Raw genomic sequence first — 21,746 nt, forward strand, 5'->3', positions numbered from 1 at the left:
GAAACCCTTATTTGCATCGGCCCGCCTGCGGGTGGGCCGGGCGCAAGAATTTGCGAGCCCGCCGGATTTCCAGGGCGACCCGAACAGGACTGGTCATGTTATTTGCCGTAGACTTCTTTCTGCGCAGGTTGGTGCAGGGTTTGGTCATCGTCGTGCTTGTCGCGATGCTGATCTTCACGCTGCTTCGCGTTGTGCCGGGCGATCCCGTCCGGATTATGCTGGGCCCGATGGTCACGGCCGAGATGGCCGAGGAGACCGCGCAGAAGATGGGCCTGCGCGATCCGGTCCCGGTGCAGTTCATCCGATACGCCGCTCAGGTCATAAGCGGCGACTTTGGCCATTCATTCGTGCGAAGTGCACAAGGGGGCAGTACCGGCGGTTCGCGCGGCGGGGACACCTTCGATGCCTCAAACCGCGCGCCGGTCATGGGGCTGATCCTGACCGCCTTGCCCTACAGCCTTCTTTTGGCCGGCCTCGCTCTCGGCATCTCGTTGGTGATCTCGCTTCCCATAGGCATCGTTGCGGGACTGTTTTCCGGGCGTTGGCCCGATCGACTTGCCCTATACCTGAGCTCGCTCTTCGTCTCCCTCCCGAACATCTGGCTGGCACTGGTCCTTATCTTCTTAGTCTCGGTAAAGGGAGGGCTTCTGCCCGCCATCGGCTACCAGAACTGGACCTACGCCATCCTGCCGGCGCTCGTTCTGGCAATCGAGCTCTCGCCGGTGTTCATCCGCTCGGCCTCGGTGGCCGTATCCAGTAATATGATGGAATCCTACGTGCCGTCGGGCATCATTCGCGGCCTCTCGCGACCGAGGATGATCGTGGCCCACGTCCTTCGCAACTCGATGATCCCGCTGTTGAATGTCGTCGGTATCCAGGCCATCGGCCTGCTGCTCGGCAGTCTCTTCGTCATTGAATATGCATTTAACTATCCTGGTGTCGGGCTGCTGATGATCAACGCCGTCTTCCAGCGCGATTTTCCCGTGATCCAGGCCATCGCCATCCTCGCTTGCACGGTGCTGGTGCTGGTCAACATCCTCGTGGATTTCGCTGCCACCACGATTGACAGAAGGTTGCAATACTGATGACGCCCGAGCTTGTCTCCACTACCTCTGTCGCACAACCCACCCTCCGCGGTCAGCGTTGGCTTTCGGCGACGATGTTCATCAATGCCTGGAGAACGACCGAGTTCCGAATAGGCTTTTTCGTCTTCTTCGGGCTGATCGTGTTGTCGGTCCTGGGGCCGTCATTGTTTGGCGTCTCGCCCACGAAAATCAGCGTCACGGACAAGTTTCTGCCTCCGATCGGCTTCGAAGGCGGAAACTGGGCGCATGTGCTTGGAACCGACCAGTTGGGCCGTGACCTTTTTGCCCGTTCGCTCATCGGGTTGCGCAATGCGCTGATGATCGGATTGATCTCGGTCGTTGGAATGTTTCTCCTGGGCTCGGCAATCGGAATGATTGCGGGATACGTCGGGGGGTGGGTGGACCTGATCCTGATGCGGATCACTGACGCACAGATGGCCATTCCGGTCATCATACTCGCGATCACCATCCTCGGGGTTTCTCGCCCGACGCCTTTCTCAATCGTCTGCGTGCTTATTCTCGCCGGCTGGCCCGCCTATGCCCGCACAGCCCGCAGCGTGATGCTGTCCGAACGACGCAAGGAATATGTTCGCGCGGCCAAGATTCTCGGCGCCTCGGATCTGCGCATCATGATCGTGCATATCGCGCCAAACATTCTGCCGCCTATCGCCTTTGTAGCGGTTCTGGAAGTGGCACGGATGATGATCATCGAGGCCATCCTCGGCTTCATCGGCATCGGCATCCAGCCGCCGACCCCCACGTTCGGCACGATCATTGCCGATGGAACGAAATACTTGATGAATGCATGGTGGATCACCACGGTCCCAGGCCTACTGCTGGCGATCTCGCTTTGCGGCATCAACCTCATGGGTGGCGCACTGGAGCGGGCCCGCAACAAGCTTCTGCAGGGGGTATCATGAGCGAAGCGCATCCAATCCTCAGGGTCCGCGACCTTACGGTTGAACTGCAATCCGCTGCTAGCCGCCGCAAGGTTCTAGACAGTGTCTCTCTCGACCTCCACGCGGACGAGGTTCTGGGCATCATCGGCGAAAGCGGCTCGGGGAAGACCGTGCTGTCGCGGGCAATGGTCAACTGGGTCTCGCGCCCGCTCGAGATGACCAGCGGCCAGATCTTCTACCATGGCGAGGATCTCAGGCAGATGCCCGTGCGGCAGTTGCAGGTCCTGCGCGGTCGCAAGATCTCTTATATCGGGGCCGATCCGACCAGCGCGCTCGATCCGACTCTGCCGATCGGGCACCAGATCGTCGAGAAGTTGAAATCGGTCGAGCCGGGTATATCAGAGGCCGACGCGAGGAAGCGGGTGATCGAGACACTGCAGGCTGTCCGAATTCCCTCGGCCGCCGAACGGTTCAACGAGTTCCCGTTTCAGTTCTCCGGCGGAATGATGCAACGCGTCATGATCGTCGATGCACTGGTGACCAGCCCCGACCTGCTGGTCGCCGACAATATCACCCAGCCGCTGGACGTGACGGTGGCCGCTCAGATTCTGCGGCTGCTACGGGACTTGCAGGCCGAATACCGCACTGCAATCCTTTTCGTTTCCTCGCTTCTGGGGGTGGTCAACGATATCGCAGACAAAGTGCTGGTACTGGCGAATGGGAGGGTCGTCGAGCGCCAGTCGATGCAGGGCATCTTGCAGTCGCCCGAACATGAGTACACCCGTCATCTGGTCCGTGACATGCCGCGCATCTGGGAGGCGCAGAGCGAAGTCCCGGCCGTCCGGGCCCGTGTGAACTCCAATCATGGGCGAGAGGCTATCCTTTCGGTACGCGATGTCAGTCGCACCTATGCGACCAAGGACAGAAGTCGCCTTTTCGGCAAGCAATATGTGCAAGCGGTCCGAGGGGTTTCCTTCGACGTCTACAAGGGCGACAGCCTTGGCATTGTCGGAGAATCCGGCTGCGGGAAGTCAAGCCTCTCGCGGCTGCTGAGTCGACTGGAGGAGCCCGACAGCGGTAAGATCCTGTTCAAGGGTCAGGACGTGGGCGGCTTACGGGGGACCGCCCTCCTCAACCTCCGCCGGGGCTTCCAGCTGCTGTTGCAGGACCCCTACAATTCGATCCCGTCGCATCTGACCATTGGTCGGACCGTAGCCGAGCCGCTGATCATCCACGGCGGTCGCTCCAAGGCCGAGATCCGCGAGAAGGTGGCAGAGACCATGGCTGAGGTCGGGCTGGGGCCCGAGCTTGCCCATAGCCTGCCGGTCGGCCTCAGCGCCGGGCAGCGCCAGCGGGTCAACATCGCCCGCGCCATGGTGCTGGAACCGGAGCTTCTGATCCTAGATGAAACGCTTTCGGCACTGGATCAGGTGGAGCAAGCCAAGCTACTGGGGCTGTTCGAGAAACTGCAGGTCCGCCACGGCATGACCTATATCTACATCTCGCATGATCTTGGCATGGTGCGTCGGGTCTGTAGCCGCGTCGCAGTGATGTATCTTGGTCGCGTGGTCGAACTGGCCGGGAACGGAACCACGTTCTTCAACCCGGGCCACCCGTACACAAGGGCACTTCTCTCAGCCGTGCCGGCGATTGAGCACCGGCCCTATGACGCAGCGACCTACCTGCTGGAGGGCGAGCCGCCGAACCCGATCAACATCCCACCCGGATGCAGTTTCCGCACACGCTGCCCCTTTGCTTTCGGTCGCTGTGCCAAGGACGAACCGACGCTTCTCGCGCGCGGCAGCGGCGATCTGGCTGCCTGTCATTTGGCAGAAGGCGGGATGCCCGCACCCGGCATGTCGCCGGCAGGACTTCACGATCTTAACCCAGTGCCGGCCTTGAGATCCGGGACAGGCGCTTGAACTGAGGGTTTCACCAGATGGACTTCGACTACATCGTGATCGGCTCGGGAAGTGCCGGGTCTCCCCTGACCGCTCGCCTTCTCGAGAAGGGCATGAAAGTGCTACTCATCGAGGCGGGCAAGCGCGAGCGCATTCCGATCACCCGCCTTCCCGCAGCCTTGATACATACGGTCGGCAATTCGCGCTATGATTGGTGCTACAAGACCGAGCCTGATCCCACCCGCAACGGACTGACCGAGGCCTGGCCCCGCGGCAAGGTGCCGGGCGGGTCTTCCGCGATCAACGGCATGATCTTCATCCGCGGTGCCAAGCAGGACTACGATGCCTGGGAGAAGCTGGGCAACCCAGGCTGGGGTTGGAACGACGTATTGCCGTATTTCCGGCGGATGGAAACGGCGGATAACGACAAGGACAATGGTGTGCGTGGCGGCATGGGGCCGCAGCGCGTCTCGGCGCTCCGCTGGACGCATCCGGTATCGGAGATTTTTCTGAAAAGTTTCCTCGCTGCCGGTGCCACGTTCAACGATGATATGAACGGCGTCTCGCATGAGGGCGTGGCCTGGAACCAAGGCTCGACCAGGAACGGTGTTCGTGCTTCGAGTTATGACAGCTTCGTCCGCCCGAAGCTTGGCGATCCGAACCTGAGGTTCGTCGACGATACGCTGGTCGAGCGCGTGATCATCGTGGACGGCCGCGCTACGGGGGTGGAGGCGCTCCAATCTGGTGAACGTGTCACCTTCTCCGCCAGGCGGGGCGTGGTGCTGTCTGCAGGCTCGATCAACTCGCCGCAATTGCTGATGCTGTCCGGCATTGGCGATCCGGCGGAACTCAAAAAGCACGGGATCTTCACGGTTGTCGACAGCCCGGAGGTGGGCAAGAACCTGCTTGAGCATCCGGGCCTTTATGCGCTGGCCGAGATGAAAGTGCCTACCGCCAACCGTATGGCTCGTCCACTACGCGGCGCCTTGGCCTTCGGAGAATGGCTCTTCGGCAGGCGAGGGGTGATGAGCGTGCCGACCGCCCAACTGATCGCATTCATCAAGTCGCGGCCGGAGCTGGAGTATACCGATCTGCAGTTTCACCTCTTCCCGTTCGGCCTGGCTCAGACCAAGACCAAGCTCAAGGTGCCGAAGGCGGATCTTGTCACCATCTTGATGAACATCAATCATTCGAAAAGCGTTGGTCATCTTGAACTTCGGTCGGCCGACCCCCGGGAGAAGGTGGCAATCTTCCCGCGTCTGCTGGACCACCCCGATGATGTTGAAACGCTGCTTCGCGGCATCGAGTGGATCCGTCGGATCTGTGTCCAACCGCCCTTTTCGAAAGACATGCTGCGCTTTCTCGACCTTCCGCCCGAGGGCAGCTCACGAGAGGAAGAGATCGCCTACCTGCGTCGCACGACGGTGCCGTTCTTCCATCCAGTCGGCACGTGCCGGATGGGATCGGATGACAAGGCGGTGGTACGCCCCGACCTCAAGGTGCGCGGCGTCGAGGGGCTTTGGGTCGCCGACGCCTCGATCATGCCGCGGCACATTTCGGGGAATACCAATGCCACCGCGATCATGATCGGGGACAAGGCCTCGGATTTGATCCACGCCTGACGCCGTCCTGGCAAGGGCGCGTTTCCGGCCTTGTCGCAAACCAGACTTCCGGCACGTCGCGTGCCTCACTCATCTCGCTCCACTGCGTCCCGGCCGGGACGCGGGCCAGTGAACCACGTTCAAAAGGCAGATCCTAACATGACGGAATTTTCTGAACTCTTCATCGGAGGACGTCGCGTCACCTCCACCGCTCCGCGGATCATTGAGGTCCGCTCTCCCTATGATGGCTCAGTCGTCGGCACTGCCCCGCTGGCCAGCCACGAAGACATTGACCGCGCGGTCGACGCGGCCCGCCGTGCGTTTGATCAGGGGCCCTGGCCGCGCCTTTCGGTGGAAGAGCGCATTCAGGTAATCGAGAGGTTCCATGCGCTATACGAGGCGCGCTCGGATGAATTCGCCCGCTTCGTTTCGCGCGAGATGGGCGCGCCGCACTGGTTCACCCAGGCAATCCGGACCCTGATTACCAATCAGAGCCATGCCTTTTTCAAGGCCGCGCGCAGCTACCCGTGGGAGGACCGCCGCGATGGTTTCCCCACCGGCAAGAGCCTTTGGTTGCGGGAGCCGGTCGGCGTCGTCGCAGCCATCATTCCGTGGAATGCCCCACATCAGGTGGCGCTTGGAAAGCTCTATCCCGCACTGATCGCCGGTTGTACCGTAGTGCTGAAAATTGCGGAGGAAACGGCGGTTGACGGCCAGTTCCTGGGCGAGTTGTTCGCCGAGGCGGGGCTGCCAGAGGGCGTATTCAGCGTAATTGCCGCCGACAAAGAAACCAGCGAACGTTTGGTGACCCATCCAGGAATCGACAAGATCGGTTTTACAGGGTCCTCTGCGGTGGGGCGCCGCATTGCCGGTCTTGGCGGCGCCCTTCTGAAACGCGTGAGCCTGGAACTGGGTGGAAAGTCGGCAGCCATCGTCCTGGAAGACGCCGATATCGAGGAAACAGTGGCGGCGCTCAAGTTTCGCTCCTTCCCGAACAATGGGCAGGTCTGCGTGGCTCAGACCCGGGTACTGGTACCGAGGCATCGCCAAGTCGACTTTGCCGATGCCATGGCCGCGATGATCAACGAAATGACCATCGGCGATCCAAGTGCGGAGACCACCTTTCTTGGCCCGGTTGTCTCGGAACGCCAGCGGTTGCGGATAACGGATTACATCCGTCAGGCCGAAGCGGAGGGCACCCGCATCGCCGTTGGCGGCAGCGGCATGCCCGATGGCATCAACCACGGCAGTTTCATTCGTCCCACCCTCTTCATTGACGTCGACAACAGCTCCCGCATTGCCCAGGAAGAGATATTTGGCCCGGTTGTCTGCATGACCCCCTATGACAGCGAGGAAGAGGCCATCGGCTTGGCCAATGCCTCGGACTATGGCTTGGCCGGGTCGATCTGGACGCCGGATGCGGAAAGGGCCGAGGCTATCGCCCGCCGCGTGCGGACTGGCACGGTGACGCATGGCAACGCGGCGATCGATCTGCTTTCGCCCTTCGGGGGATTCAAGCAGAGTGGCATCGGCCGCGAGTTCGGCGCTGAAGGGATCAACCACTATATCGAGCACAAGACGATTGCCATTTGAGCCATGGATAGAAGGAACAACGTCCATGTTCGCCTGCGCCGCAGGCTTCCGGTACAACATTGGTAACAAAAGGATGCGCGGCCTGCCCCCCGGCGGACGGCTCCTCTTGATAAGCTTCAGAGGCACCAGATGACAGCTGACCTACCCCATGATCTTGTTCAGGAAGCGCTGCAATGGCGCCATGACCTGCACCGGCACCCGGAAATTGCCTATCAGGAACACCGCACATCGGCCTTTGTCGCCGGCAGGCTGTCCGAATACGGCTATGAGGTGACCCGCGGCCTGGGGGGGACGGGGGTCGTCGGCACGTTACGACGCGGCAGTTCCAAACGCTCCATCGCGCTTCGCGCAGACATGGATGCCTTGCCAATCCATGAACAGACCGGGGTTGCCCACTCCTCGACGGTGGCGGGGATGATGCATGCGTGCGGTCATGACGGCCATACCGCGATGCTGCTGGCGGCGGCGCGCCACGCCGCCACCCGCAAGGATCTGGACGGGGTGCTCCATGTCGAAGAGGTCGAGGGCGGCGCGCAGAAGATGATCGAGGACGGGCTGTTCGATCAGATTGCGCCCGACCGGATCTTCGGCTTGCACAACTGGCCTGATGCCCAGCCCGGCACCGTGGCAGCCCCGGACGGGGCGATGATGTCGGCATTCGGCACCTTCGACATCACGGTCTCGGGTAAGGGTGCGCATGGTGCCATGCCGCACCAAAGTGCCGATCCCATCCTTGCCGCCAGCCAGATTGTCTCGGCCCTGCAAGTGATTGCGGCACGCAACGTCTCGCCGCTCGACTCCATCGTCGTCTCAGTGACCAAGATGCATGGAGGCGACGCTTATAATGTGATCCCCGGATCGCTGCATCTGGCTGGTACGACCCGCTGGTTTACTGCTGAAGGCGTCGAACTGATCGAACGTCGGCTGACGGAGGTGGCGCAGCATGTGGCCGCGGGGTTCGAATGCCGCGCAGAGGTCGTGCATCAGCGTCGTTACCCGGCAACGATCAACGATGCCGGGGCTGCCATCTTCGCACGCAGCGTTGCGGCAGATGCAGGATTTGGGATTGTCTCGGCTCCGCCGTCTATGGGCGCCGAAGACTTCTCGTTCATGCTGGAACGCAAGCCCGGCTGCTACATTTGGCTCGGCGCAGGCAGGAACGGTGAGAACCCGATGCTGCATTCGCCGTACTACGACTTCAATGATGCGGTGCTGGGGGATGGCATCAGGCTGTGGGACCGACTAATTGGCGCGGCCCTGGCGGCCTAGGAAAGTGCTCCTCCGTGGCGGAGAGCGGCAATCTGGTCTCACCGCCTTCGTGGCCCCCATTTCCGCATGGACGCAACCCTGTCATACCGCCAAGGTTAAACGCTTATGCGAGATCGCCACGGTTGATGAAATGATCGAACGTGCGATGTGCTATTGCGACTGTGCGGTATCGATGGGTCTGCTCGCAATCCGCAGTCATGTCCATACCACGCCGGACCATCTGCGCGGGTATGGCGCCGAGAGCGTGCGCGACGTGCGGCGGAGCGGGGCTGATGCTCGACATTCCGACGAGACCGACGACCTGATGAGCCGCCGTGTCGAGACCCTGGCGGCGGAAGTGACACGGCATGGCCTTGGTAACGGCAGGGAGATGCCCGCAACGTCACCAGTGCGCGCGCTCGGCCGCCAAGCTCGCATCCGCCTTTTCCTTGCGATGCCGCGCTCGATACGAACCAGAGCGAATGGGAGTTTTGATGACGTCCCGGACGTCCAACACCGATGCGCTGGAGAGCGCGTTCATACTGCATGAACAGCAGTTCTGCGTGCGCACCACTTCCATTCGCGAGATTCGCGGATGGGGCATCGGTCACGCCACTAATCGCATGTTGGCTGACGGAGCAATCCTGGTACTCGTCGCCGAGCAACCGACCATACGTTGCGCGCAGTTCTTGGTCGATGTCGCAGGACTGGCAGCGCCGGCCGACAGCCGCTTGAATGGCTGTCAGCCGATAGTTGGCCGATGGGAAGTTGGCGCGGTGCAGGCGTTGTCGTAAAGCCGCTTCACCCGCTGTGGTGTGGGTCAGGACCAAAGTCGGCTTCGACACCGTACCGGCGACGCAGCTGGCAATGAGTTCGGTTTTGCCGCAGCCGGCTGGCGCCTCCACGTGACCGCGCCGGGTTCGCATAATGTCCAGCACGGTGACCATCTTACGATGCTGAAGCGGGCCAAGATTTTCGCACGCTGGGTTACCGGACCGCGCTGTTCATGGATTCGGACGTCCTTTACGGCTCCCAAATCTACGAGGATCTCAGGCTCGCCGGGGTGACCGTATTCCGATGGACAGAGGGCTACTCAACCGAAAGCGCGCTGTTTGCCTCGGTACCCGCCGATCTTATTCCTGGACTGCTGGAATCGCCTGCGACTGGCGCGGGGAGGACTCCATCAATGCTCGGATCAGCAATGCCAGCAACGGGAATTTGACACTGTCTCTCTGCCGAGATTCGTTTGCGGAGGATATGCGTCCAACTCTCGGACGAGCGGCAGGTGGTTCAAGGACATCGAGCCGGCCGAGCGGGCGATGCGCGAAGCCGTCGCCCCGCAGACGCTGGGTCCGGGCCATTGTTCAGGACGGCAATGGTGACAAACGTGCCCGCCAGCAGCCGCAGCCAGTGGCTGGCCGCGGCACATGGCGGCCGTTCAGATCAGAGTTAGAAGTTTGGCGGCGCGGGCTCCGGATTCCAAGGCGCCATTCAGCGAGGCGAAGTGGGTATGCTCACCTGCAAAGGCGATATTCCCGGCAGCTTGGTTGAAAACACCGTCAAGCTCTGGCTCCCAGTCCAGACCAGGCATCGAATATGCGCCCTTGGTAAAGGGTTGTTCGGCCCAGTTTGTCAGGATGTAATCGTCGCTGACTGTGACATCGGTGCGGTAGTTACGCACCTTTTCCAGCCAGACCTGGGCCCCGTTTTCAAGGCTGAGGGTCGACATGGTCTTTTTGCCGCCCGCATAGGCTGTTAGCGCTCCGCGCTGTTTGTCGCCGCCGTTATCGGCGGTGGTCCAAGACCACCAGGGCGCATTTGGAGCCTGGACGCCCCGCGGCGGCGCATCACCTGAGACCATGATGTTGAGCTTGGCGGCAGCCCCCATCTGGCGTCCCTTGATCGCCTTGACCATATCGGCGGGCAAATCCAGCGTGTCTATCAGCTGTTGCAGGATCGGCAGCGGCACGGCGATGATGGCGCGATCGGCGCTGAAGCTTTCGCCATTCGCGGTTTCCATCGTCACGACGGCGTCGGTATTGGTGACGCGCGTCACTGGCATATTCAAGCGGACGCTGTCGCCCAGACGGCGTTCGATCTCCTTGGCGATGGCATCATTGCCCTGCTTTACCCGGCCGCGATGCTCGACATATTCATAACCCTCGCGTTGCATCTTGCCGGCAACCGCATAGCCATTGATCAGATCTGGATCGCAGGTGGTCGTGGCAAACAGCTTCTGGCAATAAGGCAGGCTCTCGTAATCGGGTCCGAAAGCCTCGCGCGCGACATCACGCAGCGAGGCGCCATAGCCATTCTTAACCAGGCGCGCCGCAGCATCGCTCATCTTGGCCATGGTTTCGGTCAGCTCTTCTGATTTGGGGAAGCTGCCATCGACCTGATGGCGGCGGTCAAACGGAATGCCGAGGCCAACGATCGGCAGGCGGAATTCTGCACAGATAGCACGGATTGTATGGTCAAAGACGCTGATGAATTCGCCGCCATGTTCGATTATCTCGCCATTGGGTAATTCTTCCGACCAGCAGCGCCCCCCAACTCGGCTGTTCGCCTCAAGCAAGATCACCTCGTGACCCTTCTTCTTAAGCTCCCACGCTGCATTAAGCCCGGCAAGCCCACCACCGGCAACGAGAAATTTCATGGAATTCTCCTCTTGGTTTGAAGTCAATTATTTTGCCTTGGCCTGATACGAAGCGAAGATGGCGCATCCGATCAGAATGCTGACACCGATCAGCGTGAGATAATCCGGCACCTGGCGGAAGAACAACCAGCTGACAAACACCGAGCCGATCATTTCGGTGTAGGATAGCGGGGCGATGAGCGACGCCTCGCCAAACTCATAGGCCTTGACGAGCATGTATTGCACCCCGATGCCAATCACGGCCATGCCAAGGACTAAAAGACATTGCTCTGCCGAGATCGGCATCCAAGTCAGGGCGGCCAAAGGCAGGATCAGCGCCAGCGAGACGATATGGGTGTAATAGGTCGTGGCCAGACCCGAGACACCGGGAACCCCGCGGCGCAGGGCTATGGCATAAATAGCCGAGAAGAAACCCGCCAGCAGCGGAAAGATGCTGGCAGGCTCGAAGCTGCCGGTGCCGGGTCGGATGATCATCAGCGTTGCGGAAAAGCCGATCGCCAATGCGATCCAGCGCGCGGCCGTCACATGTTCGCGCAGGAAAAGCCGAGAAAGGATCGTCACGAAAAAAGGCTGCACAAAGGTAATCGCCACAGCATCGGGGATCGGCATATATTTCAAGGCTACAAAAAAGCAGATCGAGGCCGCGCAGATCGAGGAGCCGATGACGAAAACCGACAATGGATGGCGCGCGGCCTGCCGGACGATGCCCGGCTCATAGCGCATGATCAGCGGCGTCAGCAGGATGGTGCCGATCAGCATCCGCAGCGAGACGATCTGGAAAGGCGAGATACCTTGATCCCCCAGTATCTTGGCGGCCACATCCACCAGTGGCACGATCAGCATCGCCACGCACATGAGGATCACAGCCGTAAGCGTGCGTGGGCTTACGGCCGGGGAGCCGACAGTCGAAACCATTGTTTTAGCCTTAAAGCGCTCGGTCACTCGCCCCAGCGGGCGGCGCGGTCGAGGAAGCGGTAATAGGTCCCTACGGCGGGCAGGAACCAGGGATGGCCGTTGTAGAAATAAAGCTGCGGGAAGCGCGAATTGACGATCCCGCGGTCATGGTCAGGCACATCCATCATCATCTCTGCGCAGCGATGGCCGAGATAGGTCATCATGCTGACCCCGCCCCCATTGCAGCAGGAAATGTAATAGACGCCATCTGGCATTCGCCCGACATGGGAGCAGAAATCATAGGCAAAGCAGACGTTGCCGTACCAGCCATGGCTGAGCTTGACCTTTTCTAGGGACGGGAAGGTATGCAGCAGGAATTTGAGGAGACCGACAGCGCCTTGTTCCTCGGTCGAGGTGCGGAAGCGCGCGCGACCGCCAAAGAGGATGCGAGTGCCATCGGGCGAGCGACGGAAGTAGTAAAGGATATGCTTCGTATCGCCCACCGTGCGGTTATGAGGAATAAGCTCTTCCATCTGCTCGAGCGGCAACTGTTCGGTGGCAATCATGTAGCTTTGCACCGGAATCGTGCGTTGGCGCAGCCATGGCACTTCCTTGCCTGTATAGCCATTAACCGCGGCCAAGACCTTGCCAGCGTTGATGGTGACGCTCTTGCTGCTGGTCACATCCTGAAGCGTGGCGATCTTGCGGCCTGCCTGATCGGTAGCGCCCAAATAGCGCCAGCCACTGAACACTCGCACCCCAAGCGTACGCGCACGATTGACCAGCGCCCGGATATATTTCGCCGGATGCACCGAGCCGCCTTCTGCACGCAGCATCAGCCCGCGATAGATGTCCGTCCGTAGATATTGCTTCATCTCGGCTTCGGGGATCATGCGGCTTTGCGCGCGACGCTCAGCCGGCAAGGCGGCTACCGAAACGGAAAGCGCTTCGTAGTCATTGCGGCTATGCGCGCCGACCAGGCCACCTGTCAGATTAAGATCGAAATCATCAGTCAGGGTTTTTGCGCGGTCGAGCATGAAGTCGAAGGAGCGGTCGTAGTCCTCAATGATCTCGCGGGCGCGTTGCTCGCCAAAGCGCTTGATGCCTTCGGCAAGGCTGAATTTTGGGCTGTTGCGGCCGATCTGACCACCGTTGCGCGAACTGGCGCCTTCGCCGATGCGCATTGCGTCGACAACGAAGATGTCCTTCACGCCGGCCTCTGCCAGGGTGATGGCGGCATTGATCCCGGCATAGCCCGAGCCGACGATCAATACATCACAGCGGGTCTGGTCAAAGGTGCGCTCGCCATGGGTCGGTTCGGCCTCCTCCCACCAGAAGGGTGTGGTTTTCATGTCTGTCCCCATTGATTCGGTTTGGTTGAGCGCGCCTGACGAACCGGGCGCACCGGACTAGTCACAGCGATTTGGTGAAATAGACCTTCTTGACCGGGGTGATGGTCTTCCAGATACCGCGGAAATTCGGCTCGATGACCACGAGATCCCCGGCGGTGAACCGCTGCGCGGGCAGGCCGTCCTCGATCAGCTCCATCTCGCCTTCGAGCAGGTAGAACTGCTCAAGCAAGGATCCGTCACGCTCGACACGATGCGATCCAGGGGTGGCGCCCCATATCCCGGTATAGACCCCGCCGATCTCGCTCAGCGGCCAGGTGCTGAACTGCGGGTTGCCCTCCAGAACACGGTCCGGCGCGGGGGCTGCGGATTCCGGTATCCCGGCGGTCGAGGGGCGAAAGAATTTCAGTTTCGACATGGTTGTTGGTTCCCTGGTCTCAGGCGAGCGCGATCACGTCTTGCGACGCGAAGCTGACAAAAATATCGGTGCCATCCGGGAAGACCCCGGACCGTGCGGGGGCGTATGCGATGAAGTCGGCGCCGTCGCTCTGGAGCAGAGTGTAGAGTGCGCGGTCGCCCGAATAGGTCGAGCTGATCACCTGGACGGGCAGGGTGATACGCCCATCATTCGGCGCGGTGGTGGTGATCTCGGCATCCTCGGGGCGGATCATCACGGTCGACGCGCCGGTCTGGGCATCAGCCAGCGGCATCTCGAAACTGGCGCTGTAGAAGCGGGCGCTGCTGCCGGACCCGCGGACTTCGCCCTGGAAGACATTGGATTTTCCGACAAACTCCGCAACAAAGCGCGAGGCTGGACGCCGATAGAGCTGATGCGCCGTGTCATATTGCTTAATCTGCCCGTGATCCATGATCGCGATGCGGTCAGACATGTGCATCGCTTCCTCCTGGTCGTGGGTGACATTGATGAAGGTGGTGCCCAGACTGCGATGGATCTCGCGCAGCTCTTCCTGCAGGTCATGGCGCAGTTGCTTGTCCAGGGCCGACATTGGCTCATCCAGCAGCAGCACATCGGGCTTAAAGACCAGCGCCCGGGCCAGGGCTACACGCTGTTGCTGTCCACCGGACAATTCCTGTGGGCGGCGATTGGCGAATTTGCGCAGCTGCACCAGATCCAGCGCCGCAAGCACCCGCTCGTCGATCATCGCTTTCGATTGCCTTCGCACCCGCAGCGGATAGGCGATATTGTCATAGACGCTCATATGCGGGAACAGCGCATAGCCTTGGAACACCAAGCCGAAATTGCGCTTTTCCGGGGGCAAGGCGGTGACATCGCGGCCTTCCATCAGCACTTGACCCGATGTCACCGGTTCGAAACCTGCAAGGATCTTCAGGACCGTCGTCTTGCCCGAGCCCGACGGCCCCAGCAAGGTTACGAACTCCCCCTTGTTGATTGAGAGCGAGACATCGTGCAGCGCCTGCACGGCCCCGTAGTGTTTGTTGATGTTTTTGATTTCAAGCGAGGTCATTAGGTCATTCCCGACAAGGTCTGATCACGAACGCGGTGCGGCATGGCGCTTTTGTAAATAGTTCAGCAGCATCAGGAACAGCACGCTGAGCACTGACAAAAGCACAGCCACCACGACGATGGGGGGCTCCAGCCGGTCGCGCAGTCCGGCGAATAGTGCGATGGGCAGGGTGCTGGAGCCGGGATCGGCAAGAAACAGCGCCAGAACCACCTCGTCGAACGATGTGATGAAGGCGAAGACGGCGCCTGCGGCAAATCCCGGAGCGGTGAGTGGCAGTGTGACCGTGAAGAAGCGGTAGATGCGCGAGGCGCCAAGTGAAGCTCCGGCCAGATCGAGATTTGGGTCCAGCCCCCGTAGTGAGGTCATCACCGACAGGAAGACCAACGGTGCCGCGACGATCGAATGGGCCAGTACAAGCGAGAGATATCCGCCTCCGACGCCAGTGCGGCCGAAGGCATAGGCCAGCGCGACAGCAACCACCACCGAAGGCACGACCAGCGGCGAGACGAATAGCGCGCTCAGTACGATCTGGGTGCCGCGCCGGGTCATCATTACCCCCAGCGCCGCCAGACCGCCGATCACCACGGCTAGCACCGTCACCCCCAGCGCCACTCTCACGCTGTTCAGCATCGGCCGCGTCCAGCCCGGATCGCTAAGCACTTTGGCGAACCAGTCGAAGGTAAAGCCTTCCATCGGATAGGTCAGGAAGCTTGAGGGGTTGAAGGCCAGCGGCCAGACCACCACAAGAGGCAGGATCAGGAAACTCGCGCAAAAGGTCACGCTGACCCAGTAGATGAGACGCGACATCAGATGGCCCTTTCGCGTTTTGCCAGCATGCGCTGGATCAGTTTTCCGAGGCAGATCAGCAGGATGACAATAAGTAGGAGCAGAACCGACAGAGCGGCGGCCATGCCCCAGTTCAGGGTTTTGTTGACGAAATCGGCGATGAAATAGGCCAGCATCTGGTCATTCGGGCCTCCGGTCAACGCTGGGGTGATGTAGAAGCCCAAGGCGAGGATGAAGACTGTGCCGCCACCAACTGCCACACCCCGCAGCGTCTGCGGGAAATAGACGCGCAGGAAGGTCTCGATCGGTCCGGCGCCGAGGCTGCGCGAGGCATCGCTTTGCGCCTTCGGAATGGTCCGCATCACATTGATCATTGGCAGGATGGCAAAGGGCAACAGCACATGCGTCATCGCCACCAGCGCACCGAAGCGGTTGAATATCAGCTGGATCGGTTCGCGGACGATGCCCAGCCAGACAAGAAGATTGTTGATCAGGCCATTGGTCTGCAACAGCACGACCCAGGCCGTGGTGCGGACCAGAACCGAGGTCCAGAAGCTGACCATGACGATGGTCAGGATGGTCGCGGCGGTGCGCCTGCTGCCGCGCGCCACGGCAAATGCCACGGGATAGCTGATCAGCAGGGTCAGCAAGGTAACCTCCACCGAGATCACCAGCGTACGACCCATCACGCGCATGAAAATGAGATCGCCTTTGGCAATCGTCAGATTGCCCGCCGCATCAAGCTTCAGCCCCGAGACCTTTTGGTAATGGCGCCAGCTGATCGCCCCGGCATTCTTCGAAATGATTTCCCAATAGTCCGGCTCGGCCCAGCGTTTGTCGAATGCCACCAGTCCGCCCATACTGGGCGGGATGGTCTTGGCCTTCTTTCCGGTGTCAAGGATCAGTGATCGGAAGCCTGATTTCTCCTGATTGAGCATCCGGGCGACCTCGCCCAGCTGCTTTTGGTCCATTGCGCCCAGATCCTGCAGAACCGCCTGCGCCCGTTGGTCAGGATTATTTTCGGCGGCGGCGTTGAACGTGACAAAGCGCGAGCCAAGCGCAGTGTTTTCGAGGCTGAGCGAGATGATCGAACCCAGCGGAACGACGAAGATCAGCAGAAAGATGGCGGTGGGGATCAGGAGCAGCAAGAAGGCTGCAAACCGGCTCCCATGCGGTTGGGACTTCGCGTGCGACATGGATAACCTGCGGTTGCTTGCCCCGGTCGGCGCATAGGCGCGGGCCGGCCAGGGCGGGAACGGTAGGGACTAGGAATTACTGGATGACCCAGTTGGCCCAGCGTTCCTTCAGCGCGTCGTAGTTCTCAATCCAGAAAGCATCGGAATAGGCCAGTGCATGGGCGTTATTGGGCCCAGCCGGAAGATTGTTCAGATCCGCCTGGGGGATCAGTTCATTGGCCTTCGCGTTGGTTGGGCCATAAGGCATCAGCGACGAGAATTTGGCCTGCGACGCGGGATCATCGGCATACTTGAAGAATTCCATCGCCTCTGTCTTGAAGGGGGAATCCTTTGGAACTGCCCAGACGTCGATATTGTAGATGTGCTCGTTCCAGACATACTCCAGTGGCTTGCCGTCTTTCTTGGCAGTGATGAAGCGGCCGTTATAGCCGGTGCTCAGCGCCACGTTGCCTGCCAATAGCCATTCCACCGGCTGCGACCCTGCATCCCAGAACTGCAGCTCTTTCTTAATCGTGTCGAGCTTGGCAAAGGCGCGATCAACGCCTTCTGGCGTCGCCAGTACCTTATAGACCTGATCCATCGGCACGCCATCAGCGATCAGCGCGCGCTCGAGGTTCATGGTCGGATTATTGGTCATGCCGCGTTTGCCTGGGAACTTTTTAAGGTCGAAAAAGTCTGCCCAGCTGTTTGGGGCCTGAGCGAAGGCCTTGGTGTTATAGCCCATGCCATTGCCGATGACGACATTGCCTACGGCGCATTCGAACTTTGCTTCGGGAATGATATCGGCGGCATTGGGGAGAGTTTCCCAGTCGATTTCTTCCAGCAGGCCTTCGTCGCAGGCCAACTGGGCATCAGTAGCGCCCATCATGACCAGATCCCAGATCACATTACCGGTATCCGACATGGTTTTGAGTTCAGCCAACCCACCGAGATAAGTGGTTTCGACCGTCTTCAGGCCCTTGTCGGTCGCAAAGGGCGTAAAATAGGCCGCGCGCTGCGCATCCTGATAGTTGCCGCCCCAGGCTGCGATGGTAAAATCGCGGGCCTGTACAGCGCAGGGCATTGCCAGAATGGATGCGCAGGTGATTGCAATTGCTTTGAATTTCATAAGAACACCTCCCGTCGTCCAACACGCGCCGCAGATGTTTCTGGGGCGTTTGGCACCTAGTGCCGTCTCGTTCTTTTTATGGCGGGATAGCTGCAGGGGCTCCTCTTGCGCTGCAGGTTATCCGAGGATTATGCTAGGCATAATGAAAATTTTTGTAAATAGTTTTAGTAGCATTATTTTTTGTCAGCAAAAAATGAACTTGCATGGTAGGAGTTCGGAATGGACGGGAGGGCCAGAACCATGAATAGCAAGGCAGGGGCAGAGGACCAATCACCCTGCAGCGAATTTCACCGGGCGATCTTGTTGGGCCTTTCGCTTGGGCAGTGCCGGTTACGGTTCAGGCATTGGAAAAAATCGGGTTTGCAGAATGGATAGTTTTCATACTGATGAGCGCAAGCGCATCGGTGAGCGTCTAAGGCTGCGGCGCAAGATGCGCTCCATGTCACTGAAGGAAGTAGCCGATGGTTCGGGCCTGTCGGTGGGCATGTTGAGCCAGGTCGAACGTGGGCTGACCTCGCCCTCGATCAAGTCGATGCGCGCGATCTGTGATGCACTGGAGATGCCGGTCAAATGGCTTTTCGAGGCGCAGCAATCGCAGCACGACGATGATGCGGAATTTGTCGTGCGCTTGGCCTCGCGGCGCGAGATCGCCTATGATGAAGGCGGGCTGTTCAAGCAGATCCTGACTCCGGACACCCAGCCCAAGATCCAGATGCTGCGCTTTGTCATGCAGCCCGGCGCCGATTCCGGCGAGCCATATTCGAACAGCGAGGGCGGAAAATGCGGTATCGTGCTGGCGGGCACGATGGAGCTGGAACTGGACGGGTATCGCATGACCATACGCGAGGGGGACAGCTTTGCCTTCCCGGCCACGGCGTTGGTGCGCTACTGGAACGAAGGTTCTCAAGTCTGCGAAGTGCTTTGGATCGTGTCCCCGGCGACGGTCTAGTGGTTTGACTCCAACGTTCGGAGCCCACGGTTTCGTGCGACGATGATGTCATCGGCGTCGGCTTTCCAGATGAACGGTGCGGGGCTTGTCGGCATTGTATTCACGGATGAAGCGGTTGATGGCGGCCTGAAGATCGACGTCGGAATGGAAGACGCGGTGCTTGAGCCTGCGCCGCGTGAGCTTGGCGAAGAAGCCCGCGACGGCGTTGAGCCAGGAACAGGATGTTGGGGGGCATCGTAAAGTTAACTTGAAGGCATTCCGGCGGCCGCTATCGCGGCTGGTTGACACTTGCCGAGGCCTTCGCCCGATCGTCGAATGCCGCGACAGTGGCGCTTGCGGAAGAGGTCGGACTCGACAATGTCATTGCTGCCGCGCGAGAACTCGGCATCAAGGCGCCACTGGCCAACACGCCGTCTCTGGCGCTCGGCACATCCGAAGTAAACCTGCTTGACCTCACCAGCGCCTATGCGTCCGTCCATCTCGGCAAGGCGCCGGTCGAGCCCTGGGGCATCATCGACTTTCAAGCCGCCGGACAGCCGAAAGCGTTTCGAGGTTCACAGGTAAAGCCGAATACCGACCTGTCGCCCTACCGATCGGATCTCCTCGACCTCCTGCAACTGGTTGTCGAGCGCGGCACCGGACGTGGAGCCCACCCGGGCGCGTTTGTCGCCGGCAAAACCGGCACCAGCCAGAACAATCGCGATGCTTGGTTCGTCCCCTTCACGGAGCCGCTCGTTGCGGGCGTTTGGGTGAGCAATGACGATGCCACGCCGATGAATGGCGTCACCGGGGGCGCCTTGCCAGCGCATATCTGGCGGGACTTCATGCGTGAGGCGATGGCCGCGTCTGCTCCGAACGGAGCGGGAGTAAGTATCGACGCCACGGCCTGCTCCCGCAGTTACCGTTCCCTCAGGCCTTCAGATTGCACCTACCAGCCCTATTCCGGCCGACGGAGGCTCTGCAAAAAGTGATGCTACGGGCCCGCGGGTGCCGGAAACTGTAGGAGACGTCCCCGACGCGGCGACCAAGGGTGGCATCCGTCGCGGCCTTCGTCCGCGATTACTGTTCCGGACGGCGCCCTTGAGGCAGAACTGGCTTAACTGAGAAGAGAGGATTTTGGGCTCATCGCAGCTTATTTAAAGGAAGCGAAGATGAGCCAAAATCGGGGCCGCAGAAATTAGCGGCCGAACAGGTGATCAACGGGTGATGTCACGTGAACTTGGTGTCAAGGGCAGGCGTGTAGAACACCCGGACGAAGGACGCCCGCGTCAGCACAAGCATGATTGAGTCCCGCAACAGATTACCGCCCATAGTTTGGTTTGTTTGGCTATTTCGGACGTTTCGCTCTGTGGAATTCCGTCTCAATTACGCCGTCGCCGGCGTCAGCGCTTTGAAATAAGTTTGGTTCGGCGTCTGCTGGTGAAGGTGAACTGCGGGCCTTGATTGGTGTTGAAGATGTCTAGCTTGCTCTGCGCTGACTGTCGCCTAAAAGCTCAAAAACTAACTCATAACTACAATCAGTCGAGCCAGTGGTATGGCCCTTCCACCCTTGATAACAAGGTCATCGGCAACCCGTATCATACGGTGTCTGTCGGGCAGTTCTGTCGGACAGAAATTCAACAGTTCGCCGACGGAAATCTCACCACAAACTTTAATGACCTCAAGTTGGTGCCCACTAATGAAAAGATTTCTGATTGATATTCCCACTCTGACTTCCGTTTGGGTCACGGCTCGCTCCGAGAACGAGGCGATCGCCGCCGTGAACATCGCAACGGCCGATTGTGACCTACACATTCAAATTGGAGACGATCGCTGTCCCATTGAGCTCATCAATTTTACCCGTCGCGGAGAATACGAAATCATAGGCGAGGAGGACGAGGAATAAGAGCGGTAGTATTGCGTTCACCGCGCTAGAGGCCGGATACTTATCCGTCTGTTAGCCGATTAAAATCCGTGCGTATTGACACTGATCGAACAGCGCCTTCCTGAGATCAGGCCGCCACGCCGGTCATGGCTACAAAAACGCGCGCTTTGCACGCTGCTCGTCCCCTTTGTAGGTCATGACACTTCCTTTTAGCGAGACATTGCAGTTCGCGTATCAGCACGCGAAAGTGCGCCCTTATTGACTCATCGCGCTTTCCGTTTGACAAAAGGGAGTTTAAAGGGGATCTCGCAATGGCCGAAGAACAAAACCCTCCACAACTCAACCCGGCGACCAGAGCCGAGGCCGAATCTGCACCCCCTCGGAAGGCGCGGAAGACGCGGGCCCGGAAGACAGAGCCTCGTCCGTCACAATCAACCGAAGCCATATTGGCGACGTCCACGAAGGGTCGCCGTTATTCTGAAAGCGAGAAGGCTGAAAAGCTCCGCCAGATCGAAGCCCAGATTGCTGATGGCACCACATTGAAGGCCGCGGTCAAGAACGCAAGCATTTCCGAACAGACCTACTATCAGTGGAAACGCGCAGCGCCGATGGCAAAGAGGTCACAAGCAAACGTGGCCGCTGGCATCGAGACATTGGCCGATCTCGTTAAGCTTGAAGCGGAGAACCAGCGGTTGCGCGGTTTGCTCGCGGAAAAGCTCCACGCGGAGAACACAGAGCTTCGCCAGCGGTTGGGGCTGGACTGAGCCGACCGGCTGCAGCTCTTGAAATAACGCCCCGTCTGGATCTATGTGTGGCCCCGGCCGCATGGCTGGATCGCCTTCCTCGTTTCCGGGAATACTATCTCGCATGAGAGCACGACGCAGCTTCGTTGTTGAATTCAAGTCGAGCCGACGACAACCAAAATCGCAGAGCCCTTTGATTTGGGGCGACGCCGATCTCAAGGCCATCGCCCGCGAGATCGAGAGTAAATCACCGAACTCTTTCCCAACTGAAGAAATCTCGGATACCACATCGGCTGTCCGCCGATATGCCGGTCCAAGGTGACGACAAGGTAAGCGAGGCAGCTCTCACGACGGCTCCGCCGAACGAGCGGGGCGCAAACGTGCCGA

The 21,746-nt window shown here is 59.9% G+C and carries 16 protein-coding genes and 3 pseudogenes; 10 read left to right on the forward strand and 9 right to left on the reverse strand.

What is annotated here, in order from left to right:
- Positions 1 to 95: 95 nt before the first annotated feature.
- From C7449_RS20485 to C7449_RS20520, 7 genes and pseudogenes are all read left to right on the forward strand, one after another.
- On the forward strand, positions 96 to 1,085 hold the full coding sequence (locus C7449_RS20485) for an ABC transporter permease (protein WP_108004770.1): 990 nt from the start codon (positions 96 to 98) through the stop codon (positions 1,083 to 1,085).
- Positions 1,085 to 2,005: an ABC transporter permease gene (locus C7449_RS20490; RefSeq protein WP_108004771.1), complete on the forward strand. Its 921-nt coding sequence runs from the start codon at positions 1,085 to 1,087 to the stop codon at positions 2,003 to 2,005. Before C7449_RS20485 ends, C7449_RS20490 begins: the two co-directional genes overlap by 1 nt.
- Entirely contained in the window at positions 2,002 to 3,906 is a 1,905-nt protein-coding gene (locus C7449_RS20495) for a dipeptide ABC transporter ATP-binding protein (RefSeq protein ID WP_108004772.1), read from the forward strand. The genes C7449_RS20490 and C7449_RS20495 overlap by 4 nt, the downstream gene beginning before the upstream one ends.
- Positions 3,907 to 3,923: 17 nt before the next feature.
- The gene (locus tag C7449_RS20500) at positions 3,924 to 5,507 is read left to right on the forward strand and encodes a GMC family oxidoreductase (RefSeq protein WP_108004773.1); all 1,584 of its coding nucleotides are present in this window, start codon (positions 3,924 to 3,926) and stop codon (positions 5,505 to 5,507) included.
- A gap of 138 nt (positions 5,508 to 5,645) precedes the next feature.
- Positions 5,646 to 7,079, forward strand: a complete 1,434-nt coding sequence (locus C7449_RS20505; protein ID WP_108004774.1) for an aldehyde dehydrogenase — start codon at positions 5,646 to 5,648, stop codon at positions 7,077 to 7,079.
- Between the two features lie 129 nt (positions 7,080 to 7,208).
- Entirely contained in the window at positions 7,209 to 8,348 is a 1,140-nt protein-coding gene (locus C7449_RS20510) for an amidohydrolase (protein WP_108004775.1), read from the forward strand.
- A gap of 473 nt (positions 8,349 to 8,821) precedes the next feature.
- Positions 8,822 to 8,926 (forward strand): annotated as a pseudogene (locus C7449_RS20520) (chemotaxis protein CheW); the annotation flags it as partial.
- Between the two features lie 839 nt (positions 8,927 to 9,765).
- On the opposite strand, the gene C7449_RS20530 reads toward C7449_RS20520, so the two are convergent.
- From C7449_RS20530 to C7449_RS20565, 8 genes are all read right to left on the reverse strand, one after another.
- Complete coding sequence (locus C7449_RS20530) at positions 9,766 to 10,983, reverse strand: flavin monoamine oxidase family protein (protein ID WP_108004777.1); 1,218 nt, start codon at positions 10,981 to 10,983, stop codon at positions 9,766 to 9,768.
- Positions 10,984 to 11,010: 27 nt separating this feature from the next.
- Entirely contained in the window at positions 11,011 to 11,898 is an 888-nt protein-coding gene (locus C7449_RS20535) for a DMT family transporter (RefSeq protein ID WP_108004778.1), read from the reverse strand.
- 23 nt (positions 11,899 to 11,921) lie between these two features.
- Positions 11,922 to 13,229, reverse strand: a complete 1,308-nt coding sequence (locus C7449_RS20540; RefSeq protein WP_170115973.1) for an NAD(P)/FAD-dependent oxidoreductase — start codon at positions 13,227 to 13,229, stop codon at positions 11,922 to 11,924.
- Between the two features lie 61 nt (positions 13,230 to 13,290).
- Positions 13,291 to 13,644: a cupin domain-containing protein gene (locus C7449_RS20545; RefSeq protein WP_108004780.1), complete on the reverse strand. Its 354-nt coding sequence runs from the start codon at positions 13,642 to 13,644 to the stop codon at positions 13,291 to 13,293.
- A 19-nt stretch (positions 13,645 to 13,663) separates the two neighbouring features.
- Entirely contained in the window at positions 13,664 to 14,713 is a 1,050-nt protein-coding gene (locus tag C7449_RS20550) for an ABC transporter ATP-binding protein (protein ID WP_108004781.1), read from the reverse strand.
- A gap of 24 nt (positions 14,714 to 14,737) precedes the next feature.
- Complete coding sequence (locus tag C7449_RS20555; RefSeq protein WP_108004782.1) at positions 14,738 to 15,520, reverse strand: ABC transporter permease; 783 nt, start codon at positions 15,518 to 15,520, stop codon at positions 14,738 to 14,740.
- A complete protein-coding gene (locus C7449_RS20560) occupies positions 15,520 to 16,695 on the reverse strand; it encodes an ABC transporter permease (RefSeq protein WP_108004783.1) in 1,176 nt (391 codons plus the stop codon). The genes C7449_RS20555 and C7449_RS20560 overlap by 1 nt, the downstream gene beginning before the upstream one ends.
- A gap of 76 nt (positions 16,696 to 16,771) precedes the next feature.
- A complete protein-coding gene (locus C7449_RS20565; protein ID WP_108004784.1) occupies positions 16,772 to 17,803 on the reverse strand; it encodes an ABC transporter substrate-binding protein in 1,032 nt (343 codons plus the stop codon).
- Positions 17,804 to 18,170: 367 nt separating this feature from the next.
- On the opposite strand from C7449_RS20565, the gene C7449_RS20570 reads away from it, so the two are divergent.
- Positions 18,171 to 18,752, forward strand: coding sequence for a helix-turn-helix domain-containing protein (locus tag C7449_RS20570; protein WP_108004785.1), 582 nt, complete (start codon positions 18,171 to 18,173; stop codon positions 18,750 to 18,752).
- On the opposite strand, the pseudogene C7449_RS20575 reads toward C7449_RS20570, so the two are convergent.
- A pseudogene (locus C7449_RS20575) lies at positions 18,749 to 18,995 on the reverse strand (IS630 family transposase); the annotation flags it as partial. The gene C7449_RS20570 and the pseudogene C7449_RS20575 overlap by 4 nt on opposite strands.
- Positions 18,996 to 19,006: 11 nt before the next feature.
- Between C7449_RS20575 and C7449_RS20580 the strand changes: the two are divergent.
- Both C7449_RS20580 and C7449_RS20590 read left to right on the forward strand, forming a co-directional pair.
- A pseudogene (locus C7449_RS20580) lies at positions 19,007 to 19,723 on the forward strand (penicillin-binding transpeptidase domain-containing protein); the annotation flags it as partial.
- Between the two features lie 1,204 nt (positions 19,724 to 20,927).
- Positions 20,928 to 21,380 (forward strand): transposase, encoded by a 453-nt coding sequence (locus C7449_RS20590; RefSeq protein WP_108004787.1) that lies wholly within the window; start codon positions 20,928 to 20,930, stop codon positions 21,378 to 21,380.
- The last annotated feature ends 366 nt before the right edge of the window (positions 21,381 to 21,746 follow it).

The organism is Mycoplana dimorpha, assembly GCF_003046475.1.
Lineage (GTDB): Bacteria > Pseudomonadota > Alphaproteobacteria > Rhizobiales > Rhizobiaceae > Mycoplana > Mycoplana dimorpha.